The sequence below is a fragment of the Methyloversatilis sp. genome (genome assembly GCF_030696805.1).
Classification (GTDB): domain Bacteria; phylum Pseudomonadota; class Gammaproteobacteria; order Burkholderiales; family Rhodocyclaceae; genus Methyloversatilis.
This window is the reverse complement of record NZ_JAUYRO010000041.1, coordinates 1-15,354: the sequence shown is the minus strand read 5'-3', so window position 1 is coordinate 15,354 and position 15,354 is coordinate 1. Positions and strand designations below refer to the sequence as shown.

General features: G+C 62.9%; 14 protein-coding genes. 5 read left to right on the top strand and 9 right to left on the bottom strand.

Going from position 1 to position 15,354, the window contains the following annotated elements:
• Positions 1–18 precede the first annotated feature (18 nt).
• From rraA to clpS, 3 genes are all read right to left on the bottom strand, one after another.
• Positions 19–498, bottom strand: a complete 480-nt coding sequence (gene rraA, locus Q8R75_RS06785) for a ribonuclease E activity regulator RraA (RefSeq protein WP_305611779.1) — start codon at positions 496–498, stop codon at positions 19–21.
• A gap of 100 nt (positions 499–598) precedes the next feature.
• Entirely contained in the window at positions 599–2,869 is a 2,271-nt protein-coding gene (gene clpA, locus Q8R75_RS06780) for an ATP-dependent Clp protease ATP-binding subunit ClpA (protein WP_305611778.1), read from the bottom strand.
• A 1-nt stretch (position 2,870) separates the two neighbouring features.
• Positions 2,871–3,179 carry an ATP-dependent Clp protease adapter ClpS gene (clpS, locus tag Q8R75_RS06775; protein WP_069037761.1) on the bottom strand — a complete coding sequence of 103 codons (309 nt, stop codon included), beginning with the start codon at positions 3,177–3,179 and terminating at the stop codon, positions 2,871–2,873.
• Between the two features lie 382 nt (positions 3,180–3,561).
• Here clpS and Q8R75_RS06770 point away from each other — a divergent pair, with 382 nt between their 5' ends.
• Positions 3,562–3,765: a cold-shock protein gene (locus tag Q8R75_RS06770; protein WP_305611777.1), complete on the top strand. Its 204-nt coding sequence runs from the start codon at positions 3,562–3,564 to the stop codon at positions 3,763–3,765.
• Positions 3,766–3,872: 107 nt separating this feature from the next.
• Here Q8R75_RS06770 and icd read toward each other — a convergent pair whose 3' ends face one another.
• Complete coding sequence (gene icd, locus Q8R75_RS06765; RefSeq protein ID WP_305626795.1) at positions 3,873–5,117, bottom strand: NADP-dependent isocitrate dehydrogenase; 1,245 nt, start codon at positions 5,115–5,117, stop codon at positions 3,873–3,875.
• A gap of 198 nt (positions 5,118–5,315) precedes the next feature.
• Between icd and aceK the strand changes: the two genes are divergently transcribed.
• The 4 genes from aceK (at position 5,316) to pdxH (ending at position 8,828) form a co-directional block, all read left to right on the top strand.
• A complete protein-coding gene (gene aceK / locus Q8R75_RS06760; protein WP_305615337.1) occupies positions 5,316–7,094 on the top strand; it encodes a bifunctional isocitrate dehydrogenase kinase/phosphatase in 1,779 nt (592 codons plus the stop codon).
• On the top strand, positions 7,091–7,636 hold the full coding sequence (locus tag Q8R75_RS06755; RefSeq protein WP_305615335.1) for a pseudouridine synthase: 546 nt from the start codon (positions 7,091–7,093) through the stop codon (positions 7,634–7,636). Before aceK ends, Q8R75_RS06755 begins: the two co-directional genes overlap by 4 nt.
• 107 nt (positions 7,637–7,743) lie before the next feature.
• Positions 7,744–8,178: a DUF192 domain-containing protein gene (locus tag Q8R75_RS06750; RefSeq protein WP_305615333.1), complete on the top strand. Its 435-nt coding sequence runs from the start codon at positions 7,744–7,746 to the stop codon at positions 8,176–8,178.
• A gap of 11 nt (positions 8,179–8,189) precedes the next feature.
• On the top strand, positions 8,190–8,828 hold the full coding sequence (pdxH, locus tag Q8R75_RS06745; RefSeq protein ID WP_305615331.1) for a pyridoxamine 5'-phosphate oxidase: 639 nt from the start codon (positions 8,190–8,192) through the stop codon (positions 8,826–8,828).
• A 39-nt stretch (positions 8,829–8,867) separates the two neighbouring features.
• On the opposite strand, the gene pgi is transcribed toward pdxH, so the two are convergent.
• The 5 genes from pgi to Q8R75_RS06720 form a co-directional block, all read right to left on the bottom strand.
• Complete coding sequence (gene pgi, locus Q8R75_RS06740; protein WP_305615329.1) at positions 8,868–10,457, bottom strand: glucose-6-phosphate isomerase; 1,590 nt, start codon at positions 10,455–10,457, stop codon at positions 8,868–8,870.
• 35 nt (positions 10,458–10,492) lie between these two features.
• Complete coding sequence (locus Q8R75_RS06735) at positions 10,493–12,148, bottom strand: glycosyltransferase family 39 protein (protein WP_305615327.1); 1,656 nt, start codon at positions 12,146–12,148, stop codon at positions 10,493–10,495.
• A 183-nt stretch (positions 12,149–12,331) separates the two neighbouring features.
• A complete protein-coding gene (gene rpmE / locus Q8R75_RS06730; RefSeq protein WP_305615325.1) occupies positions 12,332–12,544 on the bottom strand; it encodes a 50S ribosomal protein L31 in 213 nt (70 codons plus the stop codon).
• 132 nt (positions 12,545–12,676) lie between these two features.
• On the bottom strand, positions 12,677–13,603 hold the full coding sequence (locus Q8R75_RS06725) for a transglutaminase family protein (RefSeq protein WP_305615323.1): 927 nt from the start codon (positions 13,601–13,603) through the stop codon (positions 12,677–12,679).
• Positions 13,604–13,605: 2 nt separating this feature from the next.
• The coding region (locus Q8R75_RS06720) for a circularly permuted type 2 ATP-grasp protein (RefSeq protein WP_305663550.1) at positions 13,606–15,354 on the bottom strand (1,749 nt) is incomplete at its 5' end.

The following is a 15,354-nucleotide window of genomic DNA, read 5'->3' as shown; positions in this document are numbered from 1 at the left end:
TGCGATACGGAGTATTCGTCAGATCAGGGCGCGCGCGCTCACGATGACCCCGTCTCCATCCGCATACAGATAATGTCCGGGAACGAAGTCGATGCCGCCGAAGCTGACAGTGGTGTCGGTCTGGCCTTCATTGCGTTTCACGGTTTTCAACGGATGGGTACCGAGCGCCATCACTCCGATACTCATCTGCGAAATGGCGGCCGAGTCGCGGATACAGCCATAAACGACGATACCTGCCCAGCCGTTTTTCACTGCCATCGCAGCAATCTGGTCACCGACCAACGCCCGGCGCATCGATCCGCCACCGTCGACCACCAGCACCTTGCCATTGCCAGCAGTCTCGAGTGCCTTGCGCACCAGCCCATTATCCTCATACAGTTTCAAGGTGCTGATCGGACCACCGAAGGCGCCGTGCCCGCCGAAGCTGCGGAACATGGGCGCGCAGACCCGCAGTTCGGCTTCGAATTGATCGCACAGATCTGCTGTTTGAATCGTCATGCTGTGTCCTTTCCCATTGGAAACACGGTTGAAGTCGGGCAAGAAAACCGAGGCAAAAAAAGAGGCGGCCCGTGGGCCGCCTCTGCTGCTTCTGCCGGCATCAGGCCGGTGCGACAGCTTCCTCTTCATCAAACACAAGCTTTACCTTCCTGTCCGCATCGATGTCGATGGTCACCCTGCCGCCATTGGTCAGGCGGCCAAACAACAACTCGTCGGCCAGTGCCGAGCGGATCGTGTCCTGAATAAGACGCGCCATCGGGCGCGCACCCATCAGCGGATCGAAACCCGACTCGGCAAGCCAGCCACGCAGCGTTTCCGAGAAAATGACCTCGACCTTCTTTTCCTGCAGCTGCCCTTCCAGCTGCATCAGGAACTTGTCGACCACGCGAAGGATGATTTCGCGGTCGAGCGGCTTGAATGAAATGATGGCGTCAAGACGGTTGCGGAACTCCGGCGTGAACAGGCGCTTGATGTCGACCATTTCGTCGCCGGGCTTGCGGTCGTCGGTAAAGCCGATTACCGACTTCTGCAATGTTTCCTGACCGGCGTTGGTCGTCATGATGATGACCACGTTGCGGAAGTCGGCTTGACGACCGTTGTTGTCGGTCAGCGTACCGTGATCCATCACCTGGAGCAGGATGTTGTAGATGTCCGGGTGTGCCTTCTCGATCTCGTCAAGCAACAGCACGCAATGCGGCTTTTTCGTGACTGCCTCGGTCAGCAGGCCGCCCTGGTCGAAACCGACATAGCCCGGCGGTGCACCGATCAGCCGGCTGACAGCGTGGCGCTCCATGTACTCGGACATGTCGAAACGAACCAGTTCGATGCCCATGCAATAGGCGAGCTGCCGGGCGACTTCCGTTTTACCGACGCCGGTCGGGCCGCTGAACAGGAAACTGCCAATTGGCTTCTGCGGGTTGCCCAGACCGGATCTCGACATCTTGATCGCGGTCGCCAGAGCATCGATGGCCTTCTCCTGACCAAACACCACGTTCCGCAGATCGCGGTCGAGGTTACGCAGCGCGGAGCGATCGTCGTTGGACACATGCTGCGACGGAACACGCGCGATCTTTGCGACGATCTCTTCGATCTCGGTCTTGCCGATGACCTTCTTCTGCTTCGACTTGGGCAATACGCGCTGGGCGGCACCCGCTTCGTCGATCACGTCAATCGCCTTGTCCGGCAGGTGGCGGTCGTTGATGTAGCGGGCCGACAGTTCTGCTGCCGACGACAGTGCCGTCGCCGAATACTTGACGCCGTGATGCTGTTCGAAGCGTGATTTCAGACCCTTCAGGATCGACACGGTTTCCTGAACGCTTGGCTCATTGACGTCGATCTTCTGGAACCTGCGCGACAGGGCGTGATCCTTTTCGAACACGCCACGGTACTCGGTGTAGGTCGTCGCACCGATGCACTTCAGCTGGCCCGAAGACAGCGCCGGCTTCAACAGGTTGGACGCATCGAGTGTGCCGCCGGACGCAGCGCCAGCGCCGATCAGCGTGTGGATTTCATCGATGAAAAGGATCGCGTTCGTATTGTCGAGCAGTTGCTTCAGCACCGACTTCAGACGCTGCTCGAAGTCCCCGCGATACTTCGTACCAGCGAGCAGAGCACCCATGTCCAGCGCGTAGATCGTCGCGTCGGCAAGAATATCGGGAACACGGCCTTCGATGATGCGGCGCGCGAGGCCTTCGGCGATGGCGGTCTTGCCAACTCCAGCCTCGCCCACCAGCAACGGGTTGTTCTTGCGCCGGCGGCACAGCGTCTGGATGACGCGTTCCAGTTCGTCGTCGCGGCCGATCAACGGGTCGATCTTGCCCATCAGCGCCTGCGCATTCAGATTCTGCGTGAAACTGTCGAGCGCACCGCCGGCCTGGCTGCCTTCCGGCTCCTGCTCGGATTGTTCGGCTTCGGGCTTGCTCGCAGCTGCCGGCTGTGCCGACTTGGTGATGCCATGCGATATGAAATTGACGATATCGAGTCGCGTGACGCCCTGACGCTGCAGGAAATACACCGCGTGCGAATCCTTTTCGCCGAAGATCGCGACCAGCACGTTCGCGCCAGTGACTTCCTTCTTGCCCGACGACTGGACATGCAGGATGGCGCGCTGGATCACGCGCTGGAATCCGAGCGTCGGCTGCGTGTCGATTTCTTCGCTGCCATCGACCACGGGCGTGTGCTCGTTGATGAATGCCGACAGCTCCTTGCGCAGGTCGTCGATATTGACGGCGCACGCGCGCAGTACCTCTGCGGCCGAAGGATTGTCGAGCAGCGCGAGCAGCAGGTGCTCGACCGTGATGAATTCATGGCGCTTCTGCCGTGCTTCGACGAATGCCATGTGAAGGCTGACTTCCAACTCCTGCGCGATCATTTCAATTTTCCTCCATGACACACGCCAGCGGATGTTGATGCTGGCGGGCAAAGGTACACACCTGTTCGACCTTGGACGCTGCTACGTCCCTGGGGTAAATGCCGCAAACTCCGGCGCCCTCCGTATGTACCTTGAGCATCACGCGGGTAGCCTGTTCCCTGCTCATGGCAAAAAACCTCTGGAGCACTCCAACCACGAAGTCCATTGGGGTGTAATCGTCATTCAACACCATGACCTTGAAGAGAGGTGGGGGCTCCGCCCTGTTCTTTTCAAGCTCAAGAAGTGTTTCTTCCTGCTTGCGTGTAACCATAGCCTCATTCTAATCACAATCAACCGCTCTGCAACACGGTAATTCTACGGCTTCAAGGCGTCTTTTCCGGGGTGTCCAGATGCGCCCGATCCGCCCGGCTGGCGCTCATTCCAGAGGCAATGTGAGCGATGCCTTCGTTGCGGACCGGGTCCGGATAGTGGCCATGGTGGAGTGCCGTACTGCACAATGAAAACGTCTTGACCGCTCAGAACATCTGGGCTAAAAGCCGATTTGTACTTGGTTCAGCTCTTGCGTGATCGGATTCTCAGTCCGTTGAGGAGTTCCCGCAGGGTGGGCAGTTCCCGGAGTCAGAGCATCAGAACTTGAAGTGCGCAAACAACGGGGATTTCAGGTCATTCGTGCCGCTGAGAGGAGGACATAAATGGCAATCGGCACTGTGAAGTGGTTCAACGACTCCAAAGGTTATGGCTTCATCACACCGGACGACGGCAGCGAGGATTTGTTCGCGCATTTTTCCGCGATCCAGATGGGCGGTTTCAAGACTCTCAAGGAAGGTCAGAAAGTGAGTTTCGAAGTGACGCAAGGCCCGAAAGGCAAACAGGCAGCCAACATCCAGGCGGCTTGATCGCGATACACGCGATACAAAACAAAAAACCCGGTCCAGGACCGGGTTTTTTGTTTTGTATCGTCGTGCGTCCGAGACTTCGCTTTCGGCGAACGACACGTGCCTTACTACATGCGCGCGATCATTGCGCGACCGAATTCCGAGCACGACACCTCATTCGCGCCGTCCATCAGACGGGCAAAGTCGTAGGTCACCTGCCGGTCGCCGATGGCGCGCTCCATGGACGCGATGATCAGGTCAGCCGCTTCGAGCCAGCCCATGTGGCGCAGCATCATTTCTGCCGACAGGATCAGCGAACCCGGATTCACCTTGTCCAGCCCGGCGTATTTCGGTGCTGTGCCATGCGTGGCTTCGAACACGGCATACTGATCCGAAATGTTGGCGCCCGGTGCAATGCCGATGCCGCCCACCTGTGCAGCCAGCGCGTCGGAGATGTAGTCGCCGTTCAGGTTCAGCGTGGCGATCACGTCGTAATCGGCCGGGCGCAGCAGGATCTGTTGCAGGAAAGCGTCGGCGATCGCATCCTTGACGATGATGTCGCGTCCGGTCTTCGGATTCTTGAACTTGCACCATGGGCCGCCATCGATCGGCTCGGCACCGAACTCGTTCTGCGCCAGTCCGTAGCCGAAGTCGCGGAAGCCGCCTTCCGTGTACTTCATGATGTTGCCCTTGTGCACGAAGGTGACCGACTTGCGATCGTTGTCCACCGCGTACTGCAGCGCCTTGCGGATCAGGCGTTCCGAGCCTTCGCGCGACACCGGCTTGATGCCGATGGCCGAAGTTTCCGGGAAGCGGATCTTCTTGACGCCCATTTCGTCGCGCAGGAATTTGATCACCTTCCGCGCGCCATCCGACTCGGCCGCCCACTCGATGCCGGCGTAGATGTCTTCCGTGTTCTCGCGGAAGATCACCATATTGATCTGTTCCGGATGCTTGACCGGGCTCGGGACGCCCTGGAAGTAGCAGACCGGCCGCAGGCAGACGTAGAGGTCAAGCTCCTGACGCAGGGCAACGTTCAGAGAGCGGATGCCGCCACCGACCGGCGTCGTCATCGGGCCCTTGATCGACACCACGTATTCCTTCAGCGCTGCCAGCGTGTCTTCGGGTAGCCATACGTCGGGGCCGTACATACGGGTGGCCTTCTCGCCTGCATACACCTCCATCCAGGTGATCTTGCGCTTGCCGCCGTAGGCCTTGGCCACCGCTGCATCGACGACATCCTTCATGACCGGCGTGATGTCCACGCCGATGCCGTCGCCTTCGATGAACGGGATGATGGGGTTATCCGGGACAGGTTTACCCGCGACGATCTTTGTCCCCTCGGCGGGAATCTTGATGTGAGTTGTACTCATGCCATCCAGCTCCTTGGTGTGTTGTCTGGTTATAGTCCCTGCTGCGGGGTTGCCACCAGCAGGCCAGCGCGATTATCCCCCAATCGCGATTTGATGCGACATCTGGTGCACTCGCCAAGCGCGATTGCGCGGCACGGGTGCCCGTCAGACAATCTCCGGCAATAGAATCGCGATCTTCACAGACAGGGCGGACAGCACATGAATCTTCCGGCAGGCCAGAACCGGGTCGCCCAGGCCATTGCGCAGGCGCTGATCGACGGCTTCGACAAGCACTATCGCCTTTTCCGCATGGTCAGCGGCAATGCCAAGGAGCGTTTCGAGCAGGCGGACTGGCAGGGACAACACCGCTGCATTCGCGAGCGCATCCAGTATTACGACGACCGTGTGCGCGAGTGCGTCGATCGACTGCACAACGAGTTTCACGCGGATTCGCTGGACGACAACACCTGGCAGCAGGCCAAGCTGCTGTACATCGGCCTGCTCGTGAATCACCAGCAGCCGGAGCTGGCGGAAACCTTCTTCAATTCGGTCACGACCAAGATCCTGCACCGGCAGTATTTCCACAACGACTTCATCTTCGTCCGGCCGGCCATTTCGACCGAACTGATCGAAAGCTCGCCGCCGACCTGGCGCAGTTACTACCCGAACCAGTCAGGCCTGCGGGTGGCGATGAAAACCATCTTCAGCGACTTCGGCTGGACGCGGCCCTACACCGACCTTGACCGCGACGTCGATTACGTGATGCGCGCCGTGCAGTCGCATCTGGGCGGCGAGTGGCCGCAACGGGAAGCCAACTTCCAGCTGCAGGTGCTCAGTTCGGCCTTCTACCGCAACAAGGCGGCCTATGTGATCGGCAAGGCGATCAACGGCCACCAGGAGTATCCGTTCATGGTGTCGGTGCTGCATGACCGCAAAGGCGGGCTGTTTCTCGACGCCATCCTGCTCGAACCCTGGCGGGTCAGTGTCATGTTCTCGCTGTCGCGCGCCTACTTCATGGCCGACATGCAGGTGCCGTCCGCCAACGTTCATTTCCTGCGCGCACTGATGCCGAAGAAGCCGCGCTCGGAGATCTACACGATGCTGGGGCTGGGCAAACAGGGCAAGACCATGTTCTTCCGCGACCTGATCAATCACCTGCGCCACTCGAACGACAATTTCATCGAAGCGCCCGGCATCCGCGGACTGGTCATGCTGGTTTTCATGCTGCCCTCCTACCCCTATGTGTTCAAGATCATCAAGGACAAGTTCGGCAGTTCGAAGGACACCGACCGGCCAACGGTGAAGCGCAAGTTCCTGATGGTGAAGCAGGTCGACCGCGTCGGCCGCATGGCTGACACGATCGAGTTTTCCGACATCGCGCTGCCGGCGCACCGCTTCACACGCGAGTTGCTGGAGCAGCTCGAAGAACTGGCGCCGTCGATGATCGAACGCGACGGTGACACGCTGGTCATCCGCCACTGCTACATCGAGCGGCGCATGATTCCGCTGAACATCTACCTCGAAACGGCCAGCGAAGAACAGATCGATCACGCGGTGTACGAATACGGCAACGCGATCCGCGAACTTGCAATCGCCAATATTTTCCCGGGCGACCTGCTGTGGAAGAATTTCGGCGTAACGCGCTACGGCAGGGTCGTGTTCTACGACTACGACGAAATCGAATTCCTGACCGACTGCAACTTCCGCCGCATTCCGCCGGCGCCCAGCTTCGAGCATGAAATGTCGGGCGAGGTCTGGTATTCGGTGGCGCGCAACGACATCTTTCCGGAAGAGTTCGCCACTTTCCTGCTGTCCACACCCAAGGTGCGGGCTGCTTTCCTGAAGTATCACCGCGACCTGCTGGACGTGAAGTTCTGGCAGGAAACGCAGCAGCGCATCCGCGATGGTCACATACAGGACTTCTTTCCTTACCCGGAGCAGCTGCGTTTTTCGCGCCGCTTCGGACATGCGGATGCGCCGTCCGGCGTGCCTGCGTGAGCCGTCTGCTGCTGCTGAACAAGCCGTTCGGCGTGATCTGCCAGTTCTCCGCCGACGGCTTGCACCCGACACTGGCCGACTGGGTCGCCGTACCCGGAGTCTATCCGGCCGGGCGCCTGGATACCGACAGCGAAGGCCTGCTGCTGCTGACCGACGACGGCGCACTGCAGCATCGCATCACCGATCCGAAGCACAAGATGGTCAAGCGCTACCGGGTGCAGGTCGAACGGGTGCCGGACGAGGCGGCGCTGGATCGCCTGCGCACGGGCGTGACGCTGAAGGACGGTCCGACACGCCCGTGCGCAGCGCGCCGCATCGACGAACCGGCCGACCTGTGGCCGCGCGACCCGCCGGTGCGCCACCGCATCGCGGTGCCCACCTGCTGGCTCGAACTCGACATCAGCGAAGGACGCAACCGTCAGGTTCGCCGGATGACGGCCGCGATCGGCCATCCGACGCTGCGACTGATCCGCATCGCCATCGGTACGTGGCAACTTGGCGGCCTGCAACCGGGTCAATGGCAGGAGGCCGAGCCCGACTGATGCGCGTCCGCCCCCGTGCACAGCCCCGTTCGATCAAGCGCAGACTGATGTCGATCAATACGTGCAGCTTCATTTCCGTCACTATCCCCGTCACTCTACCGCCTGCCATGACCCGAAGACTGTACTGCCTGTTGTGGATTGCTCTGTGCACGGGCGCCCAGGCCGCGCCGCCATCGGTAGATCTGGCGGTCGGCATGTATCGCGTCAAGGTTGAAGTCGCGCGTACGCAATCGACGCGCATGACCGGCCTGATGCACCGCACCGAAATGCCGGCCGATGCGGGCATGCTGTTCGTTTTTCCGCAGGTGCAGACGCACTGCATGTGGATGCGCAACACGCTGATTCCGCTCAGCGTCGCGTTCATCGACGCGCAGGGCGTGGTCATCAACATTGCCGACATGAAGCCGCACGATGAAACGGCGCACTGTGCCACCCGGCCGGCGCGCTACGCACTGGAAACCAATGCGGGCTGGTTTGCGTCACGCAAGCTCACCGCCGGCGCAAAAGTCGCCGGCCTCGAACGCATTCCTGCACCCGAATGAAGGAGACTTTGATGGATCCGACCCAGCACCGAATCGACTACACCCTTGGCAGCCTCGATGAGACGAGCGCACCGGACGATCCGATCGTGCAGTTCCGCAACTGGTTCGAGGACGCCGGCCGTGTGGTCGAGCGTGATCCGAATGCGATGACGCTGGCCACCGTCGGCGCCGATGGGCGCCCCAGTGCCCGCATCGTGCTGCTGCGCGGCTATGGCGATGACGGATTCGTCTTCTTCACGAACTACGATAGTCGCAAGGGCGACGAACTTGCCGGCAATCCGCACGCCAGCCTGCTGCTGTTCTGGGCGGTGCTGGAACGGCAGATCCGCATCGAGGGGCGGGTGAGTCGGGTCAGCGCGGAAGAGTCGGACGCCTATTTTTCGCTGCGCCCGCTCGGCAACCGTCTCGGCGCGTGGGCGTCGCCGCAGAGCCGCGAAATATCCAGTCGCGAGTCGCTGGCCGAGCGCGTCCGGCAGTTCGAAGCGAAATTCGGTACGGCACCCCCGCGGCCGGAGAACTGGGGCGGCTATCGCCTGCAGCCCGATGCAATCGAGTTCTGGCAGGGCAGGTCGGATCGCCTGCACGACCGACTGCTGTACCGGCGCAGCCAACCGGATGCGGCGTGGTCGCGCGTCAGGCTGGCGCCGTAGACATTCGGCCAAGCCCGGCGACGTTGCCGGTCGGAGCTGTCAGCCCGGTTTGCCCAGCGCAGCATGCAGACCGCGGGTGGATGCATCGGCATCGGCCGGCAGGTTTCCGCTGGCGAGTGCGCGCGCCATCTGCTTGCCGTATTCAACGCCATACTGATCGAAGCTGTTGATGCCCAGCAGCCAGCCCTGCACAAACACCTTGTGTTCATACATCGCAAGCAGCTGACCCAGCGTGCGCGGGTTCAGCTGCGGCATCAGCAGCGTCGTGCTGGGCTGGTTGCCCGGGCAGGCGACATGCGGTGACAGCCGGGTCGCTTCCTGTTCCGACAGCCCGCTGCGCCGGAGCTCATCCAGGGCCTCGTCGCGCGTCTTGCCGCGCATCAACGCTGCACTTTGCGCGAGCGCGTTCAGCTGCACCAGGCGCGTGCGCTCGTCGGGTGCATGACGCGGCACGATGAAATGCATCGGCATCATGCGCGTACCCTGATAGAACTGCTGGTGATAGGCGTGCTGACCGACGATACCCGAGCCGCCCCAGACGACAGGTGAGCTTGGCGCCCGGCTCAAATCACCGGTCGACGTGCAGCGCTTGCCGTTGCTTTCCATCTCCAGCTGCTGGAGATAGGCCGGCAGGCTGCGCAGCAAATGGCTGTAGGGCAGCACGGCCAGCGTTTCCAGCCCCATGCCGCTGGCGTTCCAGAAATCGATCAGCCCCATCATGACCGGCAGGTTGCTGCTCATCGGTGCCTGGGTGAAATGCTCGTCCATCGAGCGCGCGCCATCAAGCATGTCGCGAAAGGCCGGCATCCCGATCGCGCAGGCCAGCGGCAGCGCGATCGATGACCAGACCGAGTAGCGGCCGCCTACCCACTCCGGCAGAAACAGGCAGCGTTCGGCCGGGACCCCGAGCTCCTGCGCCGCCGCGGGACGGTTGGTCACGGCAAACAGATGCTGGCCGACCCCCGCGCTGCCCAGCCCGTCGGCCAGCCATTTCATCGCAACCTTTGCGTTGGCCAGCGTTTCCTGCGTGGTGAAGCTCTTCGACGACAGCACAAACGCGGTGTGCGCCGGCTTGCAGTCGCGCAAGGCCAGGTCGAGCGCCACCGGATCAAGGTTGGCAACCAGCTTGACCACCGGGCCGTCGCACTGCGGTTCGAGCGCTTCCATCGCAAGCCGCGGACCCAGGTCCGAACCGCCGATGCCCAGATTGATGATGTGAGTAATGGTCTGACCGGTTGCGCCCAGCAACTCGCGTCGGCGGACCAGGCCCACCCAGTGTTCGAGAGCACCGAGGCAGTCGCGCACCAGTTCGGCGTGAGCGCCATCGCGTGCGCGCAGTGCCATGTGCAGCGCGGCGCGGCGCTCGGTGAAATTCACCTGGTCTCCGGCGGCCAGTGCGCGGATGCCGCGCGGAAGGTCAAGCGCATGCACCAGTTCCATCAGCAGCGACAAGGTTTCGTCGTCGACGCGCTGCTTCGAGTAGTCCATCAGCCAGCCGTCGTGCGCGAGTGAATAGCGCGCGAAGCGCTCGCTGTCCTGCTCGAAGAAATTCCGCAGGTGCACGCGCGACAACTGGATCGCCTTGGACCTCAGGGCCGGCCATGCGGACGTCTGCATCAGCAGGTTCATGTCTTCCGCTTTCTTCTATCGGTAGATGCGTCGGTTCAGCTTCGCCTGTACAGCATGAATCGTTCGTGCCGGTCGCCCGGCCGCCGACCTTCCCACACGATCGACCAGCTCGCGTCGAGCACGGGGCGTTGCCCGCCCCGCCCATGGTACGCAAGCAGGGTGTCACATTGTCGGCCGGCTTTGCTCATCACATTGACCAGCTTCAGACCGACGAAATAATAGAACGCAGCCCGGTGACTGTCCTGCAGTCCGCTGAACGCGATGCAACCGTCGTCTGCTGGCAGCGCCCTTGCGATCTGACCGGCGACGTCGCGATAGCTGCGACCGTAGTCGATCCAGGGCAACCACAGGCTGCTGAGCAGGAACCATATCAGCAATACACCGCATCCCCAGGTGACGGCTCCGCGCGTCGGCGTTCTGGGGGAGCGCCACAGCATCCACAGCCAGGTCAGCGACACCATGGTCGCGAGGATGAACGGCCCCCACGACAGCGCCATGACGAAACCCGGTTCAAGCTTCGAGAAGGTACGCGCGAAGCGCTCCGGCCAGCCGGTCAGCATGGCGACCCAACCCAGCCAGATGACGAAGCCGAGCAGGGAGAAGGTCATCACGCCGAACCAGTCGAGCGCGTTCGCCGCACCGCGGCGCAGGGTCGGCAGGCCCGCGCTGCCCAGTACGACCAGCGGTGCCAGCAGTGGCAGTGCGCGCTGATTGCGCACGATGCCGTCGCCGCTGACCTGCACGAACAGCAGCACGAACAGAAGCAGCGGCAGCGAAAACACCGGCGACCGCCACTGATGCCTTCGCGTCCACAGCGCCCAGCCCGCCAGCGGCAGTGCCGGCCAGGCAAACCACGCAAGCACCTTGATCCACTCCGCTGCATCGGCAGCGATCCGTGCGCCGTCGGGAATCAGGCGGTCGAGATCATGCTGCCAGACGCGGGTTGCATGCGCTGGGTCGAGCAGCAATACCCAGCTGGCTGCGAGCAGCGTACCGATCGCCATTGCCAGCGGCAGCGCCACCATGCGTGACGGAGTGCCGGCGACGCTGCGCCACACCGGCAGCAGCGGCATCGCCGCCGCGGCGATCAGCAGGATGGCAGCCAGCCACAGCCCGGTACCCAGTCCGGCGATGGCAAGGGCGAGCACCAGTGCGGCACCGCCATGCCATGGTTTGCGCGCCACCAGCGCCAGCGCCCACATGCCGATACCGAGCGCTGCCAGCATGGTGGTGGCCGGTTGCGCATCGTGCAGATGCACCACGACACCGATGTTGGCGAGCGCCAGAAGCGGCGCGATTCGCGCCGCGGGTGGTCCGTAGAGCTCGCGCGCGGCTCCGGCGCTGCCCCATACCCACAGCGCAGCGAAGAGGGCGCTGGCCACGCGCGCGCTGTCTGCGAAGCTTGAGCCAAGCCAGCTGCCGATCTGCCCGGTGAGGGCCGCCACCCAGTGGAACAGCGGCGGGCTGTCCAGCCAGACCTGTCCGGCCAGACGGGGCAGCAGCCAGTCGCCCTCGCGTGCGAAGGCCAGCGCGATGCCGATGTGCAAAGCGTCGTCGCCCTTCCACGGGTCGCGGCCGAATAGTCCGGTGAACAGGTAGACCAGCACGACAGCCATGACGAAGGCAGTTTGCGGCGGATCACCGATCAGGAAGTTTCGTGGGGTCTGGCGCAGCAACGGCGGGAGCGTCATCGGAACGATCAGTCAGGGTGGCGGGCGGATTTTAGGGGCAGTCGGGCCTGCAGTGCTTGCCACCAAGCGATGTGCGGGCGTTTGACTCCATCCGGCGCGTGGGTCGGGAGGACGCATCGGAAAGCGCACCCGGAAATGAAAAAAGGCAGCCATTGGCTGCCTTTCAGCGTACGTGCGGCCCGATCAGCTGCGCGGCACGTTGGCGTATTTCTGACGGAAGCGCTCGACGCGACCTGCGGTGTCGATGATCTTCTGCTTGCCGGTGTAGAACGGGTGGCACAGCGAGCACACTTCAACGTGCAGGGGCTTGCCGAGCGTCGAACGCGTTTCGAAGGAATTACCGCATGAGCAGGTGACGGCAACGGCGACGTAGTTCGGGTGGATAGCTTGTTTCATGCCTGTACTTTCACTGATGCAGTGCCGCCAGTCGGCCGCAACTGCTGGACATCGAACCCCGGGTCGGCTGCGCCATGTTCGGCAACTGCAGACGGTGCCCGCGGAGGAAAAACCAGCATTATGGATGGGAATTCATTCCGGTTCAAGCGTCCGCGCACTGGTCGTCCGATCGGCTGGCGTCTCGGGTGTGACGGTGACACACACCTCGATGGTGTGCTCGCCGCCGCCGAGGATGACGCCGCGCATCGGTGTGACGTCACTGAAGTCACGACCCCAGCCGACAGTGATGTGCTGATCGTCGGGCTGCACGCAGTTGGTCGGGTCGAAGTCGATCCAGCCGGTGCCCGGACAGAACACGGACACCCAGGCGTGCGACGCGTCGGCACCGATAAGCCGGGGCTTGCCGGGTGGCGGCCGCGTCAGCAGATAGCCGCTGACATAGCGCGCCGGCAGACCGAGGGCACGCAGGCAGCCGATCATGAAATGCGCAAAGTCCTGACACACGCCGCGCTTTTCCTTCAACAGCGTCTCCAGCGGTGTGCTGACTGTCGTTGCCTCCGGATCGAATTCGAAATCGCGGTGAATCCGTTGCATCAGCGCGCTGGCCGCCTCGAACAGCGGCCGGCCCCGATGAAAGTCGAGCCGTGCATAGCGGCCGAGGACGGGCAAAGGTTCGATGTGCGGGCTGGCATAAAGGAACTGGCAAGGTTCAAGCAGTGGAGCCGGGCCGACTTGATGCAGGCGGTCCCGCACACGTTCCCAGGAAGGCGACGCCGGACTGTCGGCCACTTCGCGACCGATTACCTCGACGGTTGAATCGGCCACGACGACAAGTTCGTCGTGTGCGGCGCTGACCGTGAAACTGTCCACCAGATTGCCGAAGTAGTCCTGCCGGGCGCGCCGCTCAGCTGGCACGGGATCAATGTCGACGCCATGCTCCAGCGTGATCTGGCGCGGTGTTTCGCGCGGCGTGAGATGCAGCATCTGGCGCGACAGCGACACCGGGCGCGCATAGGCGTAACGGGTTTCGTGCAGCACGTTGTAGCGGAGACGCGCCATGATCAGCTGTTGTTACCCGGCCAAGGCGTCGCGGCGTGGCTGAAGAAGCGGCGCCCGAGCTGTTCCGAAAGCGTGTAGGCGGCCTCGCCCAAGGCGTTGAGCACCGCGAGCAGGCGCGGCGAACCAACGCGGAAATCGGTGTCAGCGCGCAGCGCGAGCATGTCGGCCGTCGCATCCGACAGCGCCGCCGATTCGATGGTGCCGAAATGCGCGGCCAGGCGTGCCAGATAGTCAGTCAGCCCAAGTGCCTGATAGGCGATGGAGCGCGGATTGCTCTCGTCGGCGACCAGCAGGTCGATCACCGGCAGCCACTGCGGCCGCGTCATGTAGCGCGAGCGATAGGTGATCGTGCTGTCGGCCAGTTCGAGCAGCCAGTCGGGCGTGTCTCCGCCCTCGGCGAGCGCCTCGCGCAGCACCCGGCTCATGAACTGCAGCCGTTCGATGCGCCGGCCGACCGACAGGAAGCGCCAGCCCTGGTCGCGCGTCATGCCGTCGAGCGCAAAGCCGGACAGGCTCATCATCGCCAGTACGCTGCGGTCCAGCCGCTCGAGCACTTCACCCAGTTCGGTCGGTACGTCGTTCAGGTCATCGGCCAGCCGGCTGATGATGCGCCAGTTGTCGATCGACAGCCGCTCGCGCAGGCTGAAGGCGACATTCGACAACTGATGCAGGCCCGAGGCCAGCGATCCGGGCTGCTTGGCATCCAGTGCCGCGGCGCGCAGCGCCTCCTCGAGATCGCTGATCGACGCGTCTTCGAGGTCCTTCGGCAGGATGCCCTTCTGCTGGCACAGCCGGGTCAGCGCATGGTCTGCGATGTCGCCGTGTTCGATGTGCTGTGCAATGAGTGCGCGCAGCAGGCGCGCCGTGTTGTCGCAGCGTTCGCAGTAGCGGCCGAACCAGAACAGGTTTTCGACCACGCGGCTCGACAGCTTGGTGCCCGCACGGACCAGCTCCGATGGACCGACCGACCGGCGCAGCAGGCTGAAGGTATTCACTGTGCCGTGCGTCAGCACCCAGGTGTCCTTGCTCGAACCGCCGCGCTGCATCGCAATCACCCGCGCGTCGCGCTCCGAGGCGACGCGGGTCAGGCCGCCCGGCATCACCACGTAGCCGTCCGGCGACGCACAGGCAAACACGCGCAGGCCCACGGCACGTGCGACGAGCCGGCGCGGATGCTGGGTGTCCCACACCGGTGCCTGCGACAGTTGCACCAGTTCCTGCGCAACGTAGTGGTGCGGCCGCGCGCGCATGCGCGCGATCAGCGCGGCCCGTTCGCGCCGGTCCAGATCCTGGCCGAACACCGACTGGATGCGCAGCTGCGGAAAGGCCGGCTTGATCACCAGCTTGTCGAGCTTCTCGATCGCGTCCTCGAGCGCTGCCTCTTCGCCGCACCACCAGGTGGCCAGCGAAGGCATGGCCAGTTCCTCGCCCAGCAGACGCCGGCAAAGGCGCGGCAGAAAGCCGAGCAGGGCGCCCGATTCGAGCAGGTTGGAGCCGAGCGAATTGGCGATCAGCACATTGCCCTGACGAGCCGCTTCGACCAGACCCGGTACGCCGATGGCTGATTCACCATCCAGTTCCAGCGGGTCGCAGAAGTCGTCGTCGAGCCGTCGCAGGATCACGTGCACGCGACGCAGGCCCGACAGGTTCTTCAGCCAGACACAGCCGTCGCGCACCATCAGATCGGAGCCTTCGACCAGCGGAAAACCCAGGTAGCGCGCCAGGTAGGCGTGCTCGAAATAGGTTTCGTT

Bases quoted from the DNA above. Each gene is read 5' to 3' on its own strand.
- rraA (WP_305611779.1), bottom strand. From the start codon at position 498: ATGACGATTCAAACAGCAGATCTGTGCGATCAATTCGAAGCCGAACTG.
- clpA (WP_305611778.1), bottom strand. From the start codon at position 2,869: ATGATCGCGCAGGAGTTGGAAGTCAGCCTTCACATGGCATTCGTCGAA.
- clpS (WP_069037761.1), bottom strand. From the start codon at position 3,179: ATGGTTACACGCAAGCAGGAAGAAACACTTCTTGAGCTTGAAAAGAAC.
- Q8R75_RS06770 (WP_305611777.1), top strand. From the start codon at position 3,562: ATGGCAATCGGCACTGTGAAGTGGTTCAACGACTCCAAAGGTTATGGC.
- icd (WP_305626795.1), bottom strand. From the start codon at position 5,117: ATGAGTACAACTCACATCAAGATTCCCGCCGAGGGGACAAAGATCGTC.
- aceK (WP_305615337.1), top strand. From the start codon at position 5,316: ATGAATCTTCCGGCAGGCCAGAACCGGGTCGCCCAGGCCATTGCGCAG.
- Q8R75_RS06750 (WP_305615333.1), top strand. From the start codon at position 7,744: ATGACCCGAAGACTGTACTGCCTGTTGTGGATTGCTCTGTGCACGGGC.
- pdxH (WP_305615331.1), top strand. From the start codon at position 8,190: ATGGATCCGACCCAGCACCGAATCGACTACACCCTTGGCAGCCTCGAT.
- pgi (WP_305615329.1), bottom strand. From the start codon at position 10,457: ATGAACCTGCTGATGCAGACGTCCGCATGGCCGGCCCTGAGGTCCAAG.
- Q8R75_RS06735 (WP_305615327.1), bottom strand. From the start codon at position 12,148: ATGACGCTCCCGCCGTTGCTGCGCCAGACCCCACGAAACTTCCTGATC.
- rpmE (WP_305615325.1), bottom strand. From the start codon at position 12,544: ATGAAACAAGCTATCCACCCGAACTACGTCGCCGTTGCCGTCACCTGC.
- Q8R75_RS06725 (WP_305615323.1), bottom strand. From the start codon at position 13,603: ATGGCGCGTCTCCGCTACAACGTGCTGCACGAAACCCGTTACGCCTAT.